At 61.7% G+C, this 19,676-nt stretch carries 14 protein-coding genes and 3 tRNA genes; 10 read left to right on the top strand and 7 right to left on the bottom strand.

Annotated features, from left to right (window positions below; translation table 11 throughout):
* Nucleotides 1-17 precede the first annotated feature (17 nt).
* Nucleotides 18-2,084 (bottom strand): alpha-amylase, encoded by a 2,067-nt coding sequence (locus CH92_RS07300; RefSeq protein WP_025241123.1) that lies wholly within the window; start codon nucleotides 2,082-2,084, stop codon nucleotides 18-20.
* A gap of 259 nt (nucleotides 2,085-2,343) precedes the next feature.
* On the opposite strand from CH92_RS07300, the gene malE reads away from it, so the two are divergent.
* The 5 genes from malE to CH92_RS07325 all read left to right on the top strand — a co-directional run bounded on the left by malE (nucleotide 2,344) and on the right by CH92_RS07325 (nucleotide 9,471).
* On the top strand, nucleotides 2,344-3,531 hold the full coding sequence (gene malE, locus CH92_RS07305; protein WP_025241124.1) for a maltose/maltodextrin ABC transporter substrate-binding protein MalE: 1,188 nt from the start codon (nucleotides 2,344-2,346) through the stop codon (nucleotides 3,529-3,531).
* 94 nt (nucleotides 3,532-3,625) lie between these two features.
* Entirely contained in the window at nucleotides 3,626-5,164 is a 1,539-nt protein-coding gene (malF, locus tag CH92_RS07310) for a maltose ABC transporter permease MalF (RefSeq protein WP_235206218.1), read from the top strand.
* Between the two features lie 11 nt (nucleotides 5,165-5,175).
* The gene (gene malG, locus CH92_RS07315) at nucleotides 5,176-6,066 is read left to right on the top strand and encodes a maltose ABC transporter permease MalG (RefSeq protein WP_025241126.1); all 891 of its coding nucleotides are present in this window, start codon (nucleotides 5,176-5,178) and stop codon (nucleotides 6,064-6,066) included.
* Between the two features lie 36 nt (nucleotides 6,067-6,102).
* The gene (gene malT, locus CH92_RS07320; protein WP_025241127.1) at nucleotides 6,103-8,847 is read left to right on the top strand and encodes an HTH-type transcriptional regulator MalT; all 2,745 of its coding nucleotides are present in this window, start codon (nucleotides 6,103-6,105) and stop codon (nucleotides 8,845-8,847) included.
* Nucleotides 8,848-8,922: 75 nt separating this feature from the next.
* Nucleotides 8,923-9,471: a sugar O-acetyltransferase gene (locus CH92_RS07325; RefSeq protein ID WP_025241128.1), complete on the top strand. Its 549-nt coding sequence runs from the start codon at nucleotides 8,923-8,925 to the stop codon at nucleotides 9,469-9,471.
* A 46-nt stretch (nucleotides 9,472-9,517) separates the two neighbouring features.
* On the opposite strand, the gene CH92_RS07330 is transcribed toward CH92_RS07325, so the two are convergent.
* Nucleotides 9,518-10,798 carry a hypothetical protein gene (locus tag CH92_RS07330; protein WP_025241129.1) on the bottom strand — a complete coding sequence of 427 codons (1,281 nt, stop codon included), beginning with the start codon at nucleotides 10,796-10,798 and terminating at the stop codon, nucleotides 9,518-9,520.
* Nucleotides 10,799-11,159: 361 nt separating this feature from the next.
* Between CH92_RS07330 and CH92_RS07335 the strand changes: the two genes are divergently transcribed.
* Both CH92_RS07335 and malK read left to right on the top strand, forming a co-directional pair.
* Nucleotides 11,160-12,779 (top strand): alpha-glucosidase, encoded by a 1,620-nt coding sequence (locus CH92_RS07335; protein WP_025241130.1) that lies wholly within the window; start codon nucleotides 11,160-11,162, stop codon nucleotides 12,777-12,779.
* A gap of 107 nt (nucleotides 12,780-12,886) precedes the next feature.
* Nucleotides 12,887-14,002 (top strand): maltose/maltodextrin ABC transporter ATP-binding protein MalK, encoded by a 1,116-nt coding sequence (malK, locus tag CH92_RS07340; RefSeq protein WP_025241131.1) that lies wholly within the window; start codon nucleotides 12,887-12,889, stop codon nucleotides 14,000-14,002.
* Between the two features lie 43 nt (nucleotides 14,003-14,045).
* Here malK and sugE read toward each other — a convergent pair whose 3' ends face one another.
* The 3 genes from sugE to rdgC form a co-directional block, all read right to left on the bottom strand.
* Entirely contained in the window at nucleotides 14,046-14,360 is a 315-nt protein-coding gene (gene sugE, locus CH92_RS07345; protein ID WP_025241132.1) for a quaternary ammonium compound efflux SMR transporter SugE, read from the bottom strand.
* Between the two features lie 130 nt (nucleotides 14,361-14,490).
* On the bottom strand, nucleotides 14,491-15,435 hold the full coding sequence (locus tag CH92_RS07350; protein ID WP_025241133.1) for a bile acid:sodium symporter family protein: 945 nt from the start codon (nucleotides 15,433-15,435) through the stop codon (nucleotides 14,491-14,493).
* Between the two features lie 60 nt (nucleotides 15,436-15,495).
* Nucleotides 15,496-16,416 (bottom strand): recombination-associated protein RdgC, encoded by a 921-nt coding sequence (gene rdgC, locus CH92_RS07355; protein ID WP_025241134.1) that lies wholly within the window; start codon nucleotides 16,414-16,416, stop codon nucleotides 15,496-15,498.
* 215 nt (nucleotides 16,417-16,631) lie between these two features.
* Between rdgC and CH92_RS07360 the strand changes: the two genes are divergently transcribed.
* From CH92_RS07360 to CH92_RS07370, 3 genes are all read left to right on the top strand, one after another.
* Nucleotides 16,632-16,707: transfer RNA gene (locus CH92_RS07360), tRNA-Val, on the top strand.
* 13 nt (nucleotides 16,708-16,720) lie between these two features.
* Nucleotides 16,721-16,797: transfer RNA gene (locus tag CH92_RS07365), tRNA-Asp, on the top strand.
* 250 nt (nucleotides 16,798-17,047) lie between these two features.
* Entirely contained in the window at nucleotides 17,048-17,803 is a 756-nt protein-coding gene (locus CH92_RS07370; protein WP_080689981.1) for an FKBP-type peptidyl-prolyl cis-trans isomerase, read from the top strand.
* 507 nt (nucleotides 17,804-18,310) lie between these two features.
* Here the strand turns inward: CH92_RS07370 and CH92_RS07380 are convergent.
* Both CH92_RS07380 and CH92_RS07385 read right to left on the bottom strand, forming a co-directional pair.
* A tRNA-Asn gene (locus CH92_RS07380) sits at nucleotides 18,311-18,386 on the bottom strand.
* Between the two features lie 51 nt (nucleotides 18,387-18,437).
* Nucleotides 18,438-19,634, bottom strand: a complete 1,197-nt coding sequence (locus CH92_RS07385; RefSeq protein WP_025241137.1) for an amino acid aminotransferase — start codon at nucleotides 19,632-19,634, stop codon at nucleotides 18,438-18,440.
* Nucleotides 19,635-19,676: the final 42 nt, after the last annotated feature.

The following is a 19,676-nucleotide window of genomic DNA, read 5'->3' on the forward strand; positions in this document are numbered from 1 at the left end:
CTCTGCGGCTGTACGGCTCAACGAGCCTGCGCCACGATGATCTTGTCCTCGCCGTGCTGGCGGACAAACGCATAAGGCGACTCGGACAGCTGCCGATGACTACCGGCGCCGACCGCCGGGTGGCGCGCACGGAACTGGCCGAGACGCTGCCAGTGCTCGATCAACGAGGCGATCTCCGGTCTGGCGTGATCGCCCCAGTTCATGTCCGAGCGTGTGCCCTGGAAAGGGTCAGAGCCGGTAGGACCGAAGGCCCGTGCGCTCTCGTCGCCGTAATAGATCTGCACCGCGCCGGGGCTCAGCAGAAGCGCGTTGGCGAGGCCGCCTTGGCGCTGCAGATCGCCGTCGTGCTGTGCGCTGAACAGCGCGGTGTCATGGGACGAGGCGTAGCTCATGAAGTTGTGCCCGGGATTGTCGGCTAGCAGTTCCGCGTAATGGCTGTAGCCCTTGTCGGCAAGACGCAAGCAATCGCTGGCCGCGCCGGCGATTTCCTGCTGGAAGGCGAAATTGATCAGCGCGTCGAATCCGTTGGCCTGATAGTCGCTGGTCTCCGGGCCGTGACCGAAAACTTCGCCGACCATCCAGAACGGCTCACCGGCCAGCGGGTCGTCCGGGTTAGCCGCTGACCAATCGCGGCGGGCTTGATTCGCCTGCTGGCGCAGCTGTGCCCACGCCGCCGGTTCGACGTGCATGACGGTGTCGGCGCGAAAGCCATCGACGCCAAATTCGCGCACCCAGTTGGTCAGCCATTCGTTGAGGTAGTCACGCACCCGATAGCCGTCACGTTCAACGGCTCGGGTGGGCTGCTTGTGACGAAGGAATTCAGGCAAGCCGACCGGCGCGTCTGACTCGGTGCGAAAGTCCGGCAGGAACGCCAGCGAGCCCTTGCGCGGATCCACCAGTACGCTCGGTGGCGCGGGATAGTCGGCGATGCCGGCGCGTACCCAATTCTTGCCCCACCAGCGGGACCAGGCGGGGTGATCGTAGTCGACGAGGTTGTGGTAGGCGTGCAGGGTCTCGTACGGCTCTGGCTGCCAGTCGCTCCAGCGTTCGGGCAGGTACTGCGCCATGCCGTCGCGCAGGCCGCCGAAGCCGAAGGCTTGCATGTCGGCCAGCGTCGAATAGCCGGCATGGTTGAGCACCACGTCGAACAGTACGCGGATGCCGCGCGCGTGCGCCTGCTCGATCAGCTCGCGCAAGTCGTCTTCGCTGCCCATGTTGGCATCCAGCTGGGTGTAATCGAGCGCGTAGTAACCGTGGTAGGCGTAGTGGCGGAAGTCGCCGTTCTCGCCGCCGCCAACCCAACCGTGGATCTGCTCGTACGGCGCGCTGATCCACAGGGCGTCGATGCCCAGTTTGGCGAGGTAATCGAGCTTGTTCGTAAGGCCCTTGAGATCGCCGCCGTGGAAGGTGCCGATCTCCTGCGCGCCGTCCGGCTCGCGGCCGTAGCTGCGGTCGTTGCTCGGGTCGCCATTGACGAAGCGGTCGGTCAGCGCGAAATAGACGGTCGCGTTGCGCCAGTCGCGGGGCGGCTTCGAACGCGACTCGGCTGCTTCGATCAGTAGCAAGCCGTCGCTGCCGGGTGCCGGTGTCAGCTCGACCTTGCCGTTCTGGACGGTGGCGATGTTTCCGCTGTAGGCATCGCGCAACTGCTGGCCGTTGTCGAATACACCGGCAACCGGGACCTGTACGGCTTCGCCGGCCCATGGCCGGCAGGCCTGCTCGACGGGCTCGCTCGTCTGGCGAATCGGCACCAGCCGCAGGTTGGCGTCATCGCCGGTCTTTATCAGCAGGCGATAGCGCCCCGGTTCTGTCACATGGAAATCGAAGCGGCTATGGGCATTCATGTCATGGCGCTGGAACGGCTCGAGCGATTGAGCCCTGGCCTCGTCGGGGCCCAGCTGCAGGCGACCTTTTGACAGGTCCAGCTCCGTTGCGAAACGATCCTCGGAGAGCGATTCCCAGGTCGGCTGCAATGGCTGACCATCGAGTCGAATGTCGACTATCGGTTCGGCTTGCACGGCAGGCGAGAGCAGACTGCAACAAAGGGCTAGGATGAATGGACTAAGGGGCGGAAGAGGGCGCATGTCCGGCTCCGGCTAGGCGAGAATGTTCCTGTATTCAAGCGGGTTTTGGCGGCCTTGTGCAGGCTGAGAAAGGCGGATTGATGCGGCTGGTAGCCGTTGTCAGAAGGCGAAACTACGCCCTGCTTCTACGCCCCTTATCCTCCATTGGAGGAGGATGTTTTAGCGCTCGGGCAGGGTGACTATGGATGCACTGCGAGACCGCCAGGCGGCACGCAGAACGTTGTGGATAAAAAATAAGAAGCCACGAGGGAATACCCAAATGAATAAAAAGCTGTTTGCAGCGGCCGCCATCGGTCTCTCCGCAACCCTGAGCCTGCCGCTGTCCGTGCAGGCCGCCATCGAAGAAGGCAAGCTGGTCGTCTGGATAAACGGTGACAAGGGTTATAAAGGCCTGGCTGAGGTCGGCAACAAATTTACTGAAGAAACCGGCATCACCGTCGAAGTCGCTCATCCGGATGCGGCGACCGACAAGTTCCAGCAGGCGGCGGCCACCGGTAACGGTCCGGACATTTTCATCTGGGCGCACGACCGGCTTGGCGAGTGGGCGCAGAGCGGTCTGCTTTCTCCTATCACGCCGAGCGCCAAGACCAAGGGCGAGATCGCCGACTTTGCCTGGGACGCGGTGAGCTACCAGGGCAAGCTGTGGGGATACCCCATGGCGGTGGAAGCGCCCGCGCTGATCTACAACAAGGCCCTCGTTTCGACTCCGCCAAAGACCTTCGATGAGGTCTTCGCCCTCAATAAAACGCTCGCCGCCGATGGCAAGCGCGCCATTCTCTGGGATTACAACAACACCTATTTCACCTGGGCGCTGCTGGCGGCCAATGGTGGTTACGTCTTTGCCGACGGTGACGCGGGTTATGACGTCAGCAAAACCGGCGTGAACAACGAGGGCGCCAAGCAGGGCGCAACCGTACTCAAGCGGCTGATCGATGAGGGCGTCATGCCCAAGGGCGCCGATTACAGTGCCGCCGAAGCCGCCTTCAACAAGGGCGAATCGGCGATGTTCATCAGCGGGCCCTGGGCCTGGTCGAACATCAAGAAGAGCGGCATCGACTTCGGCGTAGCGCCGATCCCGGCGGTGGGCGACGGCCCGAGCAAGCCGTTCTCGGGCGTGATGGCGGCGACCCTCAGCGCAGCCAGTCCGAACCAGGCGCTGGCGGTGGAATTCCTGGAAAACTACCTGCTGCAGGTCGAGGGGCTTAAGACGGTGAATGCCGACGTGTCGCTCGGTGCGGTGGTGAACAAGGAATTCATGGCCGAGCTGTCCGACGATCCTATGATCAAGGCGACCTTCGAGAGCGCGCAGCAAGGCCGTCCGATGCCGAACATTCCGCAGATGGGCGTGTTCTGGTCGGCCATGGAGCCCGCCCTGACCAACATTACCTCAGGTCGCCAAACCGTGGATGCCGCCCTGGATGACGCCGCCAAACGCATCGTCAAGTAACGACAACCCGCAGCCGCCGCTGGAGACGCCTGCGTCTTCGGCTGCGCGCCCTGAGGCTCAGATTCCGATGTCCGCTGTGAATGTTCCCGCCGATATGCCCGGCCGCGTCATGCCAAAACTATCGATTCCCAAGCTGCCAGCCGCGATGCGCTGGGGCCTGTGGTTGCTGTGCAATGCCTTCGCCCTGTACCTCATCATCGCCTTGTATGCCCAGGGGCAAACCGTGTTCGCCCTGCTCGGGCTGGTTCTCGCGGGGATCGCCAGTTTCGTCTTCATCAGTCGCCGCGCTTATGCCCATCGCTACATCTTCCCGGCGGTGGCCGGGATGCTGGTGTTCGTCATTTTCCCGCTGCTGTACACGGTGGGGATCGGCTTCACCAATTACAGCGGCACCAACCTGTTGAGCTTCGAGCAGGCGCAGCGTTATCACCTCAACCAGACTTACCTGGCAGGTGAGCGCTTCGGCTTCAGCCTGCATCAGAACGATGAGGGTCAGATGCGCTTGCGCGTCGATCGTGGCGAGCAGGGCGTTTGGATTTCCGCTCCGCTGGAGGGGGAGCCGGTCGAAGGCGAGCCGCTGGGCATGACCCTCGAAGCGGACGTCGACGACTTGGGCAAGGCCTTGCCGCTGCGTGACGTGATTCGCCAGCGCAAGCAGTTGGAACAGTGGGTCATGCGCGGCCATGAGGGGCAGCTGCTGCGTCTCTACGGGTTGCGCGAAGTCGCCGCGGTGGAGCCGCTGTATCGGTTGCGGGACGACGGCTCGCTGACCAATAACCAGACCGGCGAGCGCCTGACCGCCAACGACGAGATCGGTTTTTACATCGATGGCGATGGGCAGGCGGTGGCGCCCGGTTACACCGTCTACGCCGGCTGGAGCAACTTCGCCAAGGTGCTGACCGATCCGAAGATCCGCGGCCCATTCCTGCAGATCTTTGTCTGGACGGTGTGCTTCGCCGCGATGACGGTGATCTTCACGCTCGCCGTCGGGCTCGTGCTGGCCAGCCTGCTGCAGTGGGAAATGGTGCGCGGCAAAGCCTTCTACCGGCTGATGCTGATCCTGCCGTACGCGGTGCCGGCGTTCATCTCGATCCTGGTGTTCAAAGGTCTGTTCAACCAGAGCTTCGGCGAGATCAATCTGATGCTCGACAGCCTGTTCGGCATGCGCCCGGACTGGTTCAGCGACCCGACGCTGGCGCGCAGCATGATTTTGATGGTCAACACCTGGCTCGGTTATCCCTACATGCTGCTGCTGTGCATGGGGCTGCTGCAGGCGATTCCGCGTGATCTGTACGAAGCGTCGGCGATGGATGGCGCCACGCCGCTGGACAACCTCATGAAAATCACGCTGCCGCTGCTGATCAAGCCACTGGCACCCCTGCTGATCGCGAGCTTCGCGTTCAACTTTAACAACTTCGTGCTGATTACCCTGCTGACCCGTGGCGGACCGGACATTCTCGGCACCACCACACCAGCGGGCACCACCGATCTGTTGGTCAGTTACACCTACCGCATCGCCTTCCAGGATTCCGGGCAGAACTTTGCCCTGGCCGCCGCCATCGCCACGCTGATCTTCATCGTCGTCGGCGCCATGGCCTGGCTGAACCTGAAACTCTCGAAAGTGAAGGTCTGAGGAACTCGCATATGGCCATGGTCCAACCGAAATCCGTCAAATACCGCGTCTGGCTCACTCATGCCGGGCTGCTCGCCTTCGTCGCGCTGATCGTGTTTCCGCTGCTGATGGTGGTGTCGATTTCATTTCGAGAAGGCAACTTCGCCACCGGCAGTTTGCTGCCGGATAACCCGACGCTGGAGCACTGGTCGCTGGCGCTGGGCATCCCTTACGTTCACGAAAACGGTGACATCAGCAACCCGCCGTTCCCGGTGCTGACCTGGCTGTGGAACTCGATGAAGATCGCGCTGATCAGCTCGCTGCTGATCCTCATGCTCTCGACCACCAGCGCCTACGCCTTCGCGCGCCTGCGCTTCGGTGGCAAGGGGCCGATCCTCAAGGGCATGCTGATCTTCCAGATGTTCCCGCCGGTACTGACGCTAGTTGCGATATATGCGCTGTTCGACCAGCTCGGCAAGCACGTCGGCTGGCTCGGGGTAAACACCCATGGCGCGGTGATCATCGCCTCGCTGGGTGGCATGGCGCTGCACATCTGGACCATAAAAGGCTACTTCGAAAGTATTGATGGCTCGCTGGAAGAAGCGGCCATCGTCGACGGGGCGACCACCTGGCAGGCCTTCGTGCATATTCTGCTGCCGATGAGCGTGCCGATCCTGGCGGTGGTGTTCATCCTCGCCTTCATCACCAGCATCACCGAGTACCCGATTGCCTCGGTGCTGCTGATGGACGTCGACAAGCTCACGCTGTCGGTCGGGGCGCAGCAATACCTGTATGACCAGAACTACCTCTGGGGCGATTTCGCCGCGGCGGCGGTGCTCTCCGGGCTGCCGATCACCGCGGTGTTCCTCTATTGCCAGAAGTGGATCGTCGGCGGGCTGACCGCCGGGGGTGTTAAAGGATAAGGACGACCCGAACGGGTGAGCCATGGAGAGCCAGACATGAATGCCGCAATGCCTGCACCGCTGCCACTGATACCCGCGAAGATGAGCATGCCGCCGTTGCCGCGCGGTCTGCTGGCGCGGCCGCGTCTGGACGAATGGTTCCAACGCCTCGGTGAGGTGCGCCTCGCAGTGCTGCATGCGCCCAGCGGTTTCGGCAAGACGACCCTGGCCTGCCAATGGGCGCGGGCCTTCGACGGCCAGGTCGCTTGGCTGCAACTGCACCCAAGCGACAACGATCCGCTGCAGTTGGGCCGCTACCTGTTGAATGTGCTCGATGCGCGGTTGGAACACGGCTGTCCGCGCAGCCTGTTGCTGGCCGGGCAGGGCCGGGAGGCCTTCGATACCCTGCTCACGCACCTGCTGGCCGAGTTGCCCGGTGAGCATGAGCCGGTGCTGTTGGTGCTGGATGACTTCGAGACGCTGTACAACGCGGAAGTGATCGCCGCGCTGCGATTTTTCCTGCGCAACATGCCGAGCTGGATGACGCTGCTGGTGTGCAGTCGAGGCCTGCCGGAGTTGGGCGTCGCTGATCTGCGGGTCAAACATCAGTTGCTCACTGTCGATACCCAGCATCTGGCCTTCGAGACCGACGAGGTGCAGGCGCTGCTGGATCTGGGCCTGCCGGTGTCGATCAACCGCGAGCAGGTCGAGCGCCTCAACCGGCGTATCGGCGGCTGGCCCTGCGCCTTGCAGCTGGTATTGCAGGAAGTACAGACCGGACGCGGCATGGACCTGTTTCTGGAGAACCTGCAGCTCGGCCATCCCTATGTTCGTGATTACATGCGCGAGCAGGTGATCGCCAACCTGGGCGCAACCACGCTGGACTTCCTCCAGGCGACTTGCTTGCTCGAACGCTTCAATGCCCCGCTGGCCGATCACCTGACCCAGGGCAGCAATGCCCGTGACATGCTCGAGCAGCTGGAGCGCGGCGGGCTTTTTTTGCAGCCCCTGGACAGCCTGCGCCAGTGGTATGCCTACCATCCGCTGTTCGCCACCTTCATGCAGGGCGAGTTGCGCACCCGCCAGCCGCAGCGGCTCTCCGAACTGCACCTGCGTGCCTCCGAAGCGCTGGTGGCCGAAAGCCTGCCGGAGGAGGCGGCGCGCCACGCGGTACTGGCCGGCTGTCCGACGCGGGTCGGCGAGGTGCTGGAGCGTCATGGCCGGCAGTTTTACCGTCAGGGCCGTCTCGGCTTACTGCAGCAGTGTCTGGAAACCTTGCCGGAAGCGGTCATCGCCGGCTCGCCGCTGCTGACTCTGTTGCAGGCCTGGGTGTCGCAGAATTCCTATCAGTTCGATCAGGTCGAGCGCTGGTTCAAGGCTGGCGAGCAAGCCCTGCAACACAGCTGTTCGGACGAGGACTGGGCGCGCATCGTCGGCGAATTCAACGCCGTGCGCGCGCAGGTGGCGATGAATCGCGGCGACGAGCAGCAGGCGATCGTCCTGGCCCGCGAAGCCCTGGTGCGTGAGCCGCTGATCATGCGTACCTCCAAGGTGGCGGCGCTGTCCGGCCTGGCCGAGGCGCATTTCGTTCAAGGGCTGCTGCCTCAGGCGCAGAAGCAATACGAAGAGGCCGAGCGCCGTGCGCGGGAGATCCGCGCCTCGCACCTGGTGGTCTGGAACCTGGGACAGCTCTCGGAAATCGCCATTGCTCAGGGTTACCTGCAAAAAGCCTATTCGCTCCAGGAGCGGGCCATCCAATACGTCGAGCAGGCCGATCTCCAGGCCACGCCCATCATGGAGTTCATCTATCGGGTGCGCGGGCAGGTATTGCTCGAATGGCATCATCTGGACGCGGCGGAGCAGTGCGCGCTGCAAGGCATACAGATTCTCGAGGATGTCGGCGATCGTTGGCTGCTGCAGTGCTACGCGCTGCTCGCTGGAATCGCCCATGCACGGGGCCAGCAGAGCGCCTGCGCCGATTACATCGGCAAGATGCAGAGCATGCTGGCCGACGATAACTACCACGTCGACTGGCTCGCCAATGCTCATGCGGTGATGCTCAGCTACTGGGACTCGACCCAGGACAAGACCGCAATCCAGCAGTGGCTGCTCACCGCTCCAGCCGTCGAGCGCGGCCTCAATCATTTCGCCCAGTACAACGCTCGCAACCATGCACGCGCCTACCTGTCGCTGAAACAGACGGAAAAAGCGCTGCCGATTCTTCGGCAGTTGCAGGTCGATGCCGAGCAGCACGGTTTGGTCATGGATCTGAACCGTAACCACATTCTGCTCGCACAGCTGCACTGGCTGCGCGAAGAGCGCCAACAGGCGCTGGATCATCTGCAGCTGGCGTTGACCCTGGCCAGCAGTACGGGCGCCATTGGCAGCTTCCTGCGCACCGGCAAGCTGCTGATCGCCATGCTCAAGGCCCTGCAACACGAACGCCGGCTCGACGAGCTGGAGGCGCAACGCGCCGATCGCCTGATTCAGCTGGCGCAGCAGCAACGCGATTTCAGCCGGGCCATTCGCATCACCCTGGACGAGGCGGTTATTCAGGACATCATCAACCGTCCGGACGTGCCTGAGCTGATCCGTCATTCCCCGCTGACCCGACGCGAGTGGCAGGTGCTCAGCCTGATCCACGCCGGACAGTCCAACGAGCAGATCGCCGAACACCTGAATGTCGCGCCGACCACCATCAAGACGCACATTCGCAGCCTGTACCAGAAGCTCAACATCACCCATCGCAACGAGGCCGTGCAATTGGCCCGCAGCCTCTTGAGCAAGATCCAGGGCGAATAGCGCGCGATGGCACGAGCGATTACGCCTCCGGCCAGTCCAAGGTTGGAGGCGTTTTTCATCCCAGTGGAGCCCGACATGTCGATGAACGAAAAACAGAAGATGCTCGCCGGCGAACTTTACCGACCGGGCGACCCCGAGCTGCAGGCTGATCACGCCTTGGCCAAGGCGTGGATGGTGCGCTACAACGCAGCGCTCGCCGAGACGCCGGCGGTGCGTCGAGCCTTGCTGAAGGAACTGTTGGGGAGCGTGGGCGAAGGCGCCGTGGTGCGGCCGCCGTTTCATTGCGATTACGGCTACAACATCCATCTCGGCGACGATGTGTTCTTCAACTTCAACTGCGTGATTCTGGACGTCGTCGAGGTACGCATCGGCAGCGGCACGCAGATCGGTCCGGCCGTGCAGATCTATGCAGCGGACCATCCACGTGGCGCGGAAGAACGCCGCAGCGGTCTGGAATTCGGGCGCCCGGTAGTGATCGGCAAAAATGTCTGGATCGGTGGTGGCGCGATCATCCTGCCGGGCGCGACCATCGGCGATGATGCGGTTATCGGTGCGGGCAGTGTCGTGACACGAGATGTGGCACCGGGCGCGACGGCGGTAGGTAACCCGGCCCGTATACGCTGAAGGATGATGGGATGGCAGCCAGCGCTGGACCGGCTGCCGGTACCGCTTACTGCTGAGTTACGGTGGCCACGTTGCCCGAGCCCATCTGCGACACCATTGCCGAGTCGCTCATGCCACTCTGCATCAGCATTGCCTGGTTACCTACGCCGCCTTGAATGACGGTCGCCAGGTTGGCCTGGCCATCTTGCGTCAGGCTGACTTCGTTGTCCGATCCGTAGATTTGCTGAATGTCAGCGACGTTGAGATCGCCGCCCTGCATCACGTCCACACGGTTGTTGTCGCCGTAGCTGGAACCGGTCAGCTCGTTGCCATTCCCGGTTTGGGTCACGGTGAGCAGGTTGTCGGTGCCGTCCTGGGCGAAGTCGATCAGGTGATCGGTGCCTGCCTGAGTGACATAGGCTTCGTTGTATTCACCGTTCTGCTGTAGCGAGGCGGTCTGGAAGCTGCCGTCCAGCTGGTCGACAGTGATGTAATTGTTATCGCCAGTCTGCTCGGCGCTGGCAGTGTTGCTCTCGCCAGCCTGAAAGATGTCGGCGCTGTTGGAGGTACCGTCCTGGTAGATCGAAGCGGTCTGCAGGTTGCCGCTCTGGTCGATGTACGCCTCGTTCATCAGGCCCATCGATTGGATGCTGGCGCTGTGATCCGCGCCTTCCTGCATCACGGATGCGACCTGCGAATCACCCTGCTGCTCGATCTCGGCGCTCGAATCGGAGACGTTCATTTGATAGATGGTCGCGTCGTTGCCATTGCCGATCTGGCTGACCACTCCGTCGTTGCGCGCGCCGCCTTCCTGCCACACCAGCGAGACGTTGTCGTTACCTACCTGACGCTGCTCGGCAAGGCTCGATTCGGTGTTGCTCTGGATGGCCTCGGCGAAGTTGTCGGTGCCGTCCTGCTCGGTGATGGCGGTGCTCAGGTCGGCCGCGGTCTGCTCGGTGATCGCGGTGTTGAAGCTGCCGTCCTGATACTGGCGAGCGCTAGCACCAAAGGAATCACTCTGGACGATGCTGGCGTCGTGATTGTCGCCTTGCTGCAGCTGGATCGCTTCGCTCTGCTCGGTCGAGTTCTGCACGATGTCGGCGCGGTTCAGGTTGCCGGTCTGGGTCTGGACGGCATCCGACAAGGTGGCCTGGTTCTGGGTGACCATGCCATCGTTGCCGGCACCGATCTGCGATTGGTAGGACAGGTTGTCCTGGCCGCCGATCTGAGTGACTTCAACAATGTTGTCGGCACCGGATTGGCTCTGTTCTGCACTGTTGTCGTCGGCGTAGGCCTGGGTGGCGAGGATCGCGATGATGGCGGCTGCGAGGGGCTTGCACTTGAACATTGTCATCTCTCCATGGATGTGTGAATGCGTGTCGCTCCTGGCTGGCGCGGCGGCGCGGGGAGTTGCTGGCGCGGCTGCTACTGCAGAGTCAGTCCCGGAACTGCATCGATCCTAGAAGTTGCTCGTGACAAATAAGTGTCGATTCGTTTGTTTGTTGACGGTTTTATGGCGATCCGCCTGGGCGTGCTGATCGCGACGCTACGGGATCGGGCCCAACCCTGGACCGCTGCCTACGCCCCCTGATCGGTCCGTCTCTACGCCCGCGCCATACGCCTCGCTAATACAGGGGCGGGAGGATGTTGCGGCGGGTTGCCGCACCTAAAGTGGTGGCGTGTTCCCCCAAACATCGAAGGTTGGTTGTATGAATCGCAACGACTGGTGGCGCGGCGGCGTCATTTATCAGGTTTACCCGCGCAGCTTCTATGACAGCAATGGCGATGGGGTCGGCGATCTGCTCGGTGTGGTCGAGAAGATCGACTACATCGCCAGCCTCAATGTCGACGCCATCTGGCTATCGCCGTTCTTCACCTCGCCGATGAAAGATTTCGGCTACGACGTGTCCGACTATCGCGGTGTGGATCCGCTGTTCGGCACGCTGGAAGATTTCAAGCAGGTCATCGATGTCGCCCATGCGCGCGGCATTCGCATCCTTATCGACCAGGTGCTCAATCATTCATCCGATCAGCACGCCTGGTTCAAGGAAAGCCGTTCCAGCCGCGACAATCCAAAGGCTGACTGGTACGTATGGGCCGATCCGAAGGATGACGGCACCGTCCCCAACAATTGGCTCTCGGTATTCGGCGGCCCGGCCTGGACTTGGGACAGCCGCCGCAAGCAGTACTACCTGCACAACTTCCTTTCCAGCCAGCCGGACCTTAACTTCCACTGCGAAGCAGTCCAGCAGCAGCTGCTCGACGACATGGAGTTCTGGCTGAAGCTGGGCGTCGACGGCTTCCGTCTGGACGCGGCGAACTTCTACTTCCACGACCGCGAGCTGCGCGACAATCCGCCAAACCACGACATTCGCGAAGGCAGCATCGGCGTGCGCGCTGACAACCCTTACGCGTTTCAGAAGCACGTCTACGACAAGACCCAGCCGGAAAACCTCGACTTCCTCCGCCGCATTCGCCAGCTGCTCGAGCGCTACCCAGGCAGCGCCACCGTGGCTGAAATCGGCTGCGACCACTCGCTGCGCACCATGGCCGCCTACACCGGCGGCAGCGACACGCTGCACATGGCGTATTCCTTCGACCTGCTCACCGAGCAGTGCAGCCCAGCCTTCCTGCGGCACACCATCGATTGTGTTGAGCGCGAGCTGGTCGATGGCTGGCCCTGCTGGTCGATCGGTAATCACGATGTGGTGCGCGTGATGAGTCGCTGGGCGCTGGCCAATCAGCCGGATCATGCTCGCGGTCGGATGTTCATGGCGATGCTGCTGACCATGCGCGGTAGCGTGTGCCTCTATCAGGGCGAAGAGCTGGGCCTGGACGAAGCCGAGCTGCAATTCGATCAGCTGGTCGATCCTTACGGCATCCGTTTCTGGCCTGAATTTAAAGGCCGCGACGGTTGCCGTACGCCGATGCCTTGGCATGATCAGGATCAGCACGGCGGCTTCAGTCAGGAACCGCCTTGGCTGCCGATGGCAGACAAACACTTGCTTCTCTCGGTCGCCGCGCAAGAGCCGGACCCGAACTCGATGCTCAACATCTACCGGCGCTTCCTCGCCTGGCGCCAGGATCAGCGCCTGCTGATCGAGGGCGGCATTCGCACCGTCTACCACGACGACGCCTTGCTGGTGTACGAACGCCGCCTGAATGACGAGGTCTGGGTATGCCTGTTCAATATGGGCGACAGCGCACGGCACTTTGACCTGTCGGCCCCGGTCGAAGGCCTCGACGTGCCCTCGGCATCGGCTGTCTTCGAGGGCCACGGGGTACACTTGCCTGCGCATGGATTCGGATTTGCGCGTCGGCTCGGGTGAGTTGCTCGGGTCGAGACGAGGCTGACGCTTCGTTTCGACCGGCCGCCTTCCGCCGCTTCGCTCGCTGCGATGCGTCGCAGCGATTGTTTTGAAGGAGAACAACAATAATGGCCAGCGTAACCCTGCGGAATATCTGCAAGAGCTATGACGAGGTGCCCATCACCTGCGGCATCGATCTGGATATCGCCGATGGTGAGTTCGTGGTATTCGTCGGCCCATCCGGTTGCGGCAAGTCGACGTTGTTGAGGCTGATTGCCGGCCTCGAGGACATCACTGACGGCGAATTGCAGATCGACGGTGAGCGGGTCAACGAGCTGCCACCGATGGATCGCTCGGTGGGAATGGTGTTTCAGTCCTACGCGCTTTATCCGCACATGAATGTCGCGGAAAACATGGCGTTCGGCCTGAAACTGGCGAAGGTCGACAAAGGCGAGATTCATCGCCGAGTGGACTCGGTGGCGAAGATCCTGCAGCTCGACCGGATGCTCGATCGCAAGCCCAAGGATCTCTCCGGCGGGCAGCGCCAACGTGTGGCCATCGGCCGGACCATGGTGCGCGAACCCAAGGTCTTCCTGTTCGATGAGCCGCTGTCTAACCTCGATGCCTTCCTCCGTGTGCAGATGCGAATCGAAATTTCGCGCCTACATCAGCGTCTCAGGGCGACGATGATCTACGTGACCCATGATCAGGTCGAGGCCATGACCCTGGCCGACAAGATCGTCGTACTCAACGCCGGGCGCATCGCCCAGGTCGGGCCGCCTCTGGAGCTGTATCACTACCCGAGCAATCAGTTCGTGGCCGGCTTCATCGGCTCGCCACAAATGAATTTTCTGCCGGTGAGCGTGCTGCGAACGGACGCCGATTCGGTGGAGGTGTCGATGCCAGGTGGCAGCGCGTTACGATTGCCGGTGGATGGCCGCCAGGTCAGCCCTGGAGATGCCTTGACCCTGGGTATTCGCCCTGAGCACTTCGTCGATGCCGAGCAGGCGGATTTCGTCTTCAACGGCGAGATTGCAGTCGCCGAGCGACTCGGTGATCACAACCTGCTGCATCTGAACTTCGAGGGTGTGGACGAGATGGTCGCGGTCGCCAGCGACGGCAATCGCCGTGTTGCGGTGGGCCAGGTCTACACAACCGGACTGTTGGCCAGCAAATGCCACCTGTTCCGCGCCGATGGTCAGGCCTGTGGTCGGCACTATCGAGAGCCGGCACTGTTCGGCTGACCGCCCTCCGGCAGCTGGCGCTCGACCAGCTGCCGTGGCGGCTTCAGTGACTAAGCTTCAGACCAAGCAAACCGATGCAGATCAGCAGCACGCTGCCCAGGCGAAACAGACTCATCGACTCGCCGAACAATATGATGCCGGCGATCACAGTGCCCACCGCGCCTACTCCGGTCCAGATGGCGTAGGCGGTGCCCAGTGGCAACTCCTTCATGGCAAGCCCTAGCAGGCCAAGGCTGGCTGCCATCGCAGCAACGGTGAGCAGGGTGGGAAGCGGGCGACTGAAGCCATCGGTGAACTTCAGTCCGACAGCCCAGCCGATTTCGAACAGGCCGGCAAAAAACAGGATGATCCAAGACATGCGCACCTCGATAGGACGGTAATTGGGTGGGGCCGTCCCCGGTGAGTTGGTGCCGCCTGAGGTCGTCCTCAGCGGACGCTATTGTGCACAGTGAAAATGTCCGGGCAAGTGGCCCGGACCGGTGGATGTATCAGGACGCGTCAGGCCCTTTCTCCTTCATGCGGCGATAGACCGTCGCCAGCAGCGCTCCGGACAGATTGTGCCAGACGCTGAATAGCGCGCTGGGCACCGCTGCCAGCGGTGAAAAGTGAGCGCTGGCCAAGGCCGCCCCGAGTCCTGAGTTCTGCATGCCGACTTCGATTGACAGCGTTTTGCGCTGCGCCAGTGGCAGGCCGAACAGGCGTCCGACAAGGTAGCCGATGCCAAGCCCCAGGGTGTTATGCAGCACGACAACGGCCATGATCAGCAAGCCGGATTCGGCAATCTTGGCCTGGCTGGCCGCGACCACGGCGGCCACGATGATCACGATGCTCACCACCGAAACCAGCGGCAGGATATCGACCACCTGATGCACCCGGTTGCCCAACAGGCGGCGAGCGATCAGGCCGAGGGCGATCGGTAACAGAACGATCTGCACGATGGACATGAACAGCGCGCCGAAATTGACCGGCAGCCAGGCCGAAGCCAGCAGCCAGATCAGTGCGGGTGTGACCAGCGGAGCAAGCAGGGTGGTGACAGCGGTGATCGCCACCGACAGCGCGACGTCCCCGCGGGAAAACCAGGCAATCACGTTCGAAGCGGTACCGCCCGGGCAACAGCCGACCAGGATCACACCGACCGCAATTTCCGCAGGCAGCCCCAGCAGTTGGCAGAGCAGCCAGGCGAGGGCAGGCATGATCAGAAATTGCGACCCGACACCCAACGCCACCCAGAGCGGACGGCGCGCGACTTCAGCGAAATCCGCCGCTTTCAGCGTCAGGCCCATACCGAACATGATCAGCCCGAGCAACGGGACGATCCAGGCGGTGGCCGGCAGGAACCAGCTGGGCTGGAAGAAAGCGAGGATGGCGAACAGCAGGACCCAGAGGGCGAACGTGTTGCCGACAAAGCGGCTAAGGGCGGCGAGGGCACGCATCGGGCTTACCTTGTAGTTATGGAAGAGGCGCCGTCAGCCTGGGCTGACGGCCAGAGCAGTTTAGATGCCCTGTGGGATCTCCTCACCACCCAGTGCCTCGAACAGCGCGGGCAGGAATTCTTTGAAGGTCAGCATCATCAGCAGGAAGCTGGCGTCCTGCTGACCGAGATCGTCATCGCCGCCGTCCTGTTCGGCCTGGTCCTGCAGCAGCTCTTCGAAGCGCAGGCGTTTGATCACAAGCTTGTCGTCGAGCACGAAGGACAGTTTGTCCTGCCAGCCCAGCGACAGCTGAGTGACCTGCTTGCCGACTTCCAGATGCTGCTGGATCTCGTCGCTGGTTAGGTCCTGACGCTTGCAGCGCACTACGCCGCCGTCTTCGTGGGTATCACGCAGTTCGCACTCGTCGAGCACGAAGAAATCGTCCGCGGCTTTCTGCGTCTTGACCCAGTCGGTCATAGTGGCCGAAGGCGCGATCTTCACGGTCAGCGGGCGCACCGGCAGCGAGCCGATGGCTTCACGTAGGGTCGACAGCAAATCTTCGGCGCGCTTGGGGCTGGATGCGTCGACCAGAATCAGGCCCTGATCGGGCGCGATGGCGGCGAAGGTGCCGGACTTACGGATGAAGGCGCGGGGCAGGAAGGCCTGGATGATGTCGTCCTTGATCTGGTCGCGTTCCTTCTTGTAGACCTTGCGCATCTGCTCGTTTTCGATCTCGTCGACCTTTTCCTTCAGTGCGTCCTTGACCACGCTGCCAGGCAGGATGCGCTCTTCCTTGCGCGTGGAGATCAGTAGGAAGCCTTGGCTGGCATGCACCAGCGGTGCGTCTTCGCCCTTGCCAAAGGGCGCGACGAAGCCGTAGGTGCTCAGTTCCTGGCTGGCGCAGGGGCGGGCGGGCTTGGCGGCCAATGCAGCTTCAAGTGTCTCGACATCGAAAGGCACGTTCTGGGTGAGACGGTAGACGAGCAGATTACGAAACCACATGGCGATTTGAAACTCCGGTAAAAGCAAAGGGCGCATTATTCCCGTCCCGGCAAGCCAGGCCAACCCTGCCGAGCCGCAATGCCGATGGAAACCGCAAAAACGGCCAATAAACAGAGGGGTTCCTAAGTCTTTGTAAGTTCTTCAATTTTTTTTTCAAAAGGGGCTTGCCAAGGTCAGGAACCCTCTCTAGAATGCGCCCCACTTCGAGAGCAAACGGGTGATTAGCTCAGCTGGGAGAGCATCTGCCTTACAAGCAGAGGGTCGGCGGTTCGATCCCGTCATCACCCACCACTCGAGGTTTAGCGCAGCGGTAGTTCAGTCGGTTAGAATACCGGCCTGTCACGCCGGGGGTCGCGGGTTCGAGTCCCGTCCGCTGCGCCATATTCGCCATCAAGGACCACTGAACGCCTTGATAGCTCGAAAAAAAGCGACCTTAGGGTCGCTTTTTTTTTCGCCTCCGATTTGGGTTTTTCACCCCGTTCGCACTCTTTGTATCTTTCGTGCGGCACTTCCTGACTTTGCATTGTCTTTACCTATTACCTCGGTCCGCTCGGTAGCCACTGCTGGGGGTGACTGTTAAGCTCCGGCAATCCATTTGCTTCACCCCTTCAAGCGTATTTAAGGAAACAGAATGAGACATCAACGTTTGGCGTCTGCGATAGCCCTGATTGGCCTAGTCCTGGCGGGCTGTGATTCAGAAACCAGCGTCAAGCTGGATACTCCGGCACAGAAAGCTTCCTATGGTATCGGCCTGAACATGGGCAAGAGCCTGGCTCAGGAAGGCATGGCTGATCTCGATTCGAACGCGGTTGCGCAGGGCATCGACGATGCCATTGGCAAGAAAGAGCAGAAGTTGACCGACGAGCAGCTGATGGAGGCGTTCTCCGCCCTGCAGGCGCGTGCCGAAGAGCGCATGGTCGAGATGAATAAGGAAGCTGCGGAGAAGGGCAAGAAATTCCTCGAAGACAACGCCAAGCGTGACGGGGTGAAAACCACCGAGTCCGGTCTGCAATATGAAGTAGTCCAGAAGGCTGACGGTCCTCAGCCGGGTCCGGACGACGTCGTTACCGTCCATTATGAAGGCAGCCTGACCGATGGCACCGTCTTCGATAGTTCGATCAAGCGCGGCACCCCAATCGACCTGCCGGTCGGCGGTGTGATTCCGGGTTGGGTCGAAGGCCTGCAGCTGATGCACGTCGGCGAGAAGTACAAGCTGTATATCCCGAGCGAACTGGCCTATGGCGAGCAGAGCCCGAGTCCGCTGATCCCCGCCAACTCGGTGCTGGTGTTTGATCTGGAGCTGCTGGGCATCAAGGGCGACGAGAGCGAAGCGGCTCCGGCTGCAGAAGCCGAGCCTGAGGCTGCCGAAGAAGGCAACGCTCAGTAATTTTTCGGCTAAATCGAACGCCCCGCCTATGCGGGGCGTTTTCGTTTCTGCTCATGAAAGTCTTGTTACATGGCGAACCTGTTACGCGCAGCGAACGCTTCAGCGCGGCCCCGAAGGGGTGAGCGAAGCGAATCACCTGGGATAGGTCCCTGGTGAGAGTTAGGCGGACACAAAAAAGCCCCAGGTTTTCATCTGAGGCTTTGAAGTTGGCTCCGCGACCTGGACTCGACTGCGCAGCAGAACGCGCTTCAGCGCGGCCCCGAAGGGGTGAGCGAAGCGAATCACCAGGGACATGGTCCCTAGTGAGAGTCCGGCGGACACAAAGAAGCCCCAGGTTTTCACCTGAGGCTTTGAAGTTGGCTCCGCGACCTGGACTCGACTGCGCAGCAGAACGCGCTTCAGCGCGGCCCCGAAGGGGTGAGCGAAGCGAATCACCTGGGAGATGGTCCCTGGTGAAAGTCCGGCGGACACAAAAAAGCCTCAGGTTTTCACCTGAGGCTTTGAAGTTGGCTCCGCGACCTGGACTCGAACCAGGGACCCAATGATTAACAGTCATTTGCTCTACCGACTGAGCTATCGCGGAACAGCGGTGCGTATCCTACTGTTAACTAAAGGAAAGTCAACACCTTGCGGATCAGAGGACTTGCACGATTGCGTCGGTGACATGGTCCAGGTTGTTGTGATTCAACGCCGCTGCGCAGATACGTCCTGTGCTGATTGCGTAGACGCCGAACTCGACGCGCAGACGTTCGACCTGAGCGGCGGTGAGGCCGGAATAGGAGAACATGCCGCGCTGCTTGGCGACGAAACCGAAGTCCTGCTTGGCGCCTTTCTCGGCCAGTTGGCGAACCATAGTCAGGCGCATGTCCTGAATGCGAGTGCGCATTTCACCCAGCTCGGTTTCCCACATCGAACGCAGCTCCGGGCTGTTTAGCACGGCGGAAACCACGGTGGCGCCATGAGTTGGTGGGTTGGAGTAGTTAGTGCGGATGACACGCTTGATCTGCGAGAGCACGCGCGCCGACTCATCACGGTTCTGGGTCACCATCGATAGCGCGCCGACACGCTCGCCATACAGCGAAAATGACTTCGAGAACGAACTGGAAACGAAGAAGCTCATGCCTGACTCGGCGAACAGCCGCACGGCGGCGGCATCTTCTTCGATGTTGTCGCCGAAGCCCTGGTAAGCAATATCAATGAACGGCACGTGGTCGTTGGCACGAAGCACTTCTAGGATCTGCTTCCAGTCCTCCGGCTGCAGGTCGACGCCGGTCGGGTTGTGGCAGCAGGCGTGTAGCACGACGATCGAACGAGCCGGCAGATTCTTCAGATCTTCGAGCATGCCGTCGCGGTCAATCCCGTGACTGGCGGCGTCATAGTACCTGTAGTTCTGCACGGGGAAGCCGGCGCTCTCGAACAGTGCGCGATGGTTTTCCCAGCTCGGATTGGTGATCGCCACGACCGCGTCGGGCAGCATGCGCTTGAGGAAATCCGCACCGATCTTCAGCGCGCCGGTACCGCCCAGCGCCTGGCTGGTCACCACCCGGCCGTCGGCGACCAACGCCGAATCGGCACCGAACAGCAAGCCCTGAACGGCCATGTCGTAGCTGGCGATACCGTCAATGGGCAGATAGCCTCGTGGGGCGTTGAGTTCCAGGCGTGCCTTCTCGGCGGCCGCGACGGCGCGCAGCAGGGGAATTCGGCCTTCTTCGTTGTAGTAGACGCCCACCCCCAGGTTGACCTTGTTCTGCCGCGTGTCGGCATTGAAGGCTTCATTGAGGCCGAGGATCGGATCGCGCGGCGCCATTTCGACAGCGGAGAACAAACTCATGATGGGGAGGCTCGAAGAGAGGAGGTGACTGATGCAGCACCC

The sequence above is a fragment of the Stutzerimonas stutzeri genome (genome assembly GCF_000590475.1).
GTDB classification, from domain to species: domain Bacteria; phylum Pseudomonadota; class Gammaproteobacteria; order Pseudomonadales; family Pseudomonadaceae; genus Stutzerimonas; species Stutzerimonas stutzeri_D.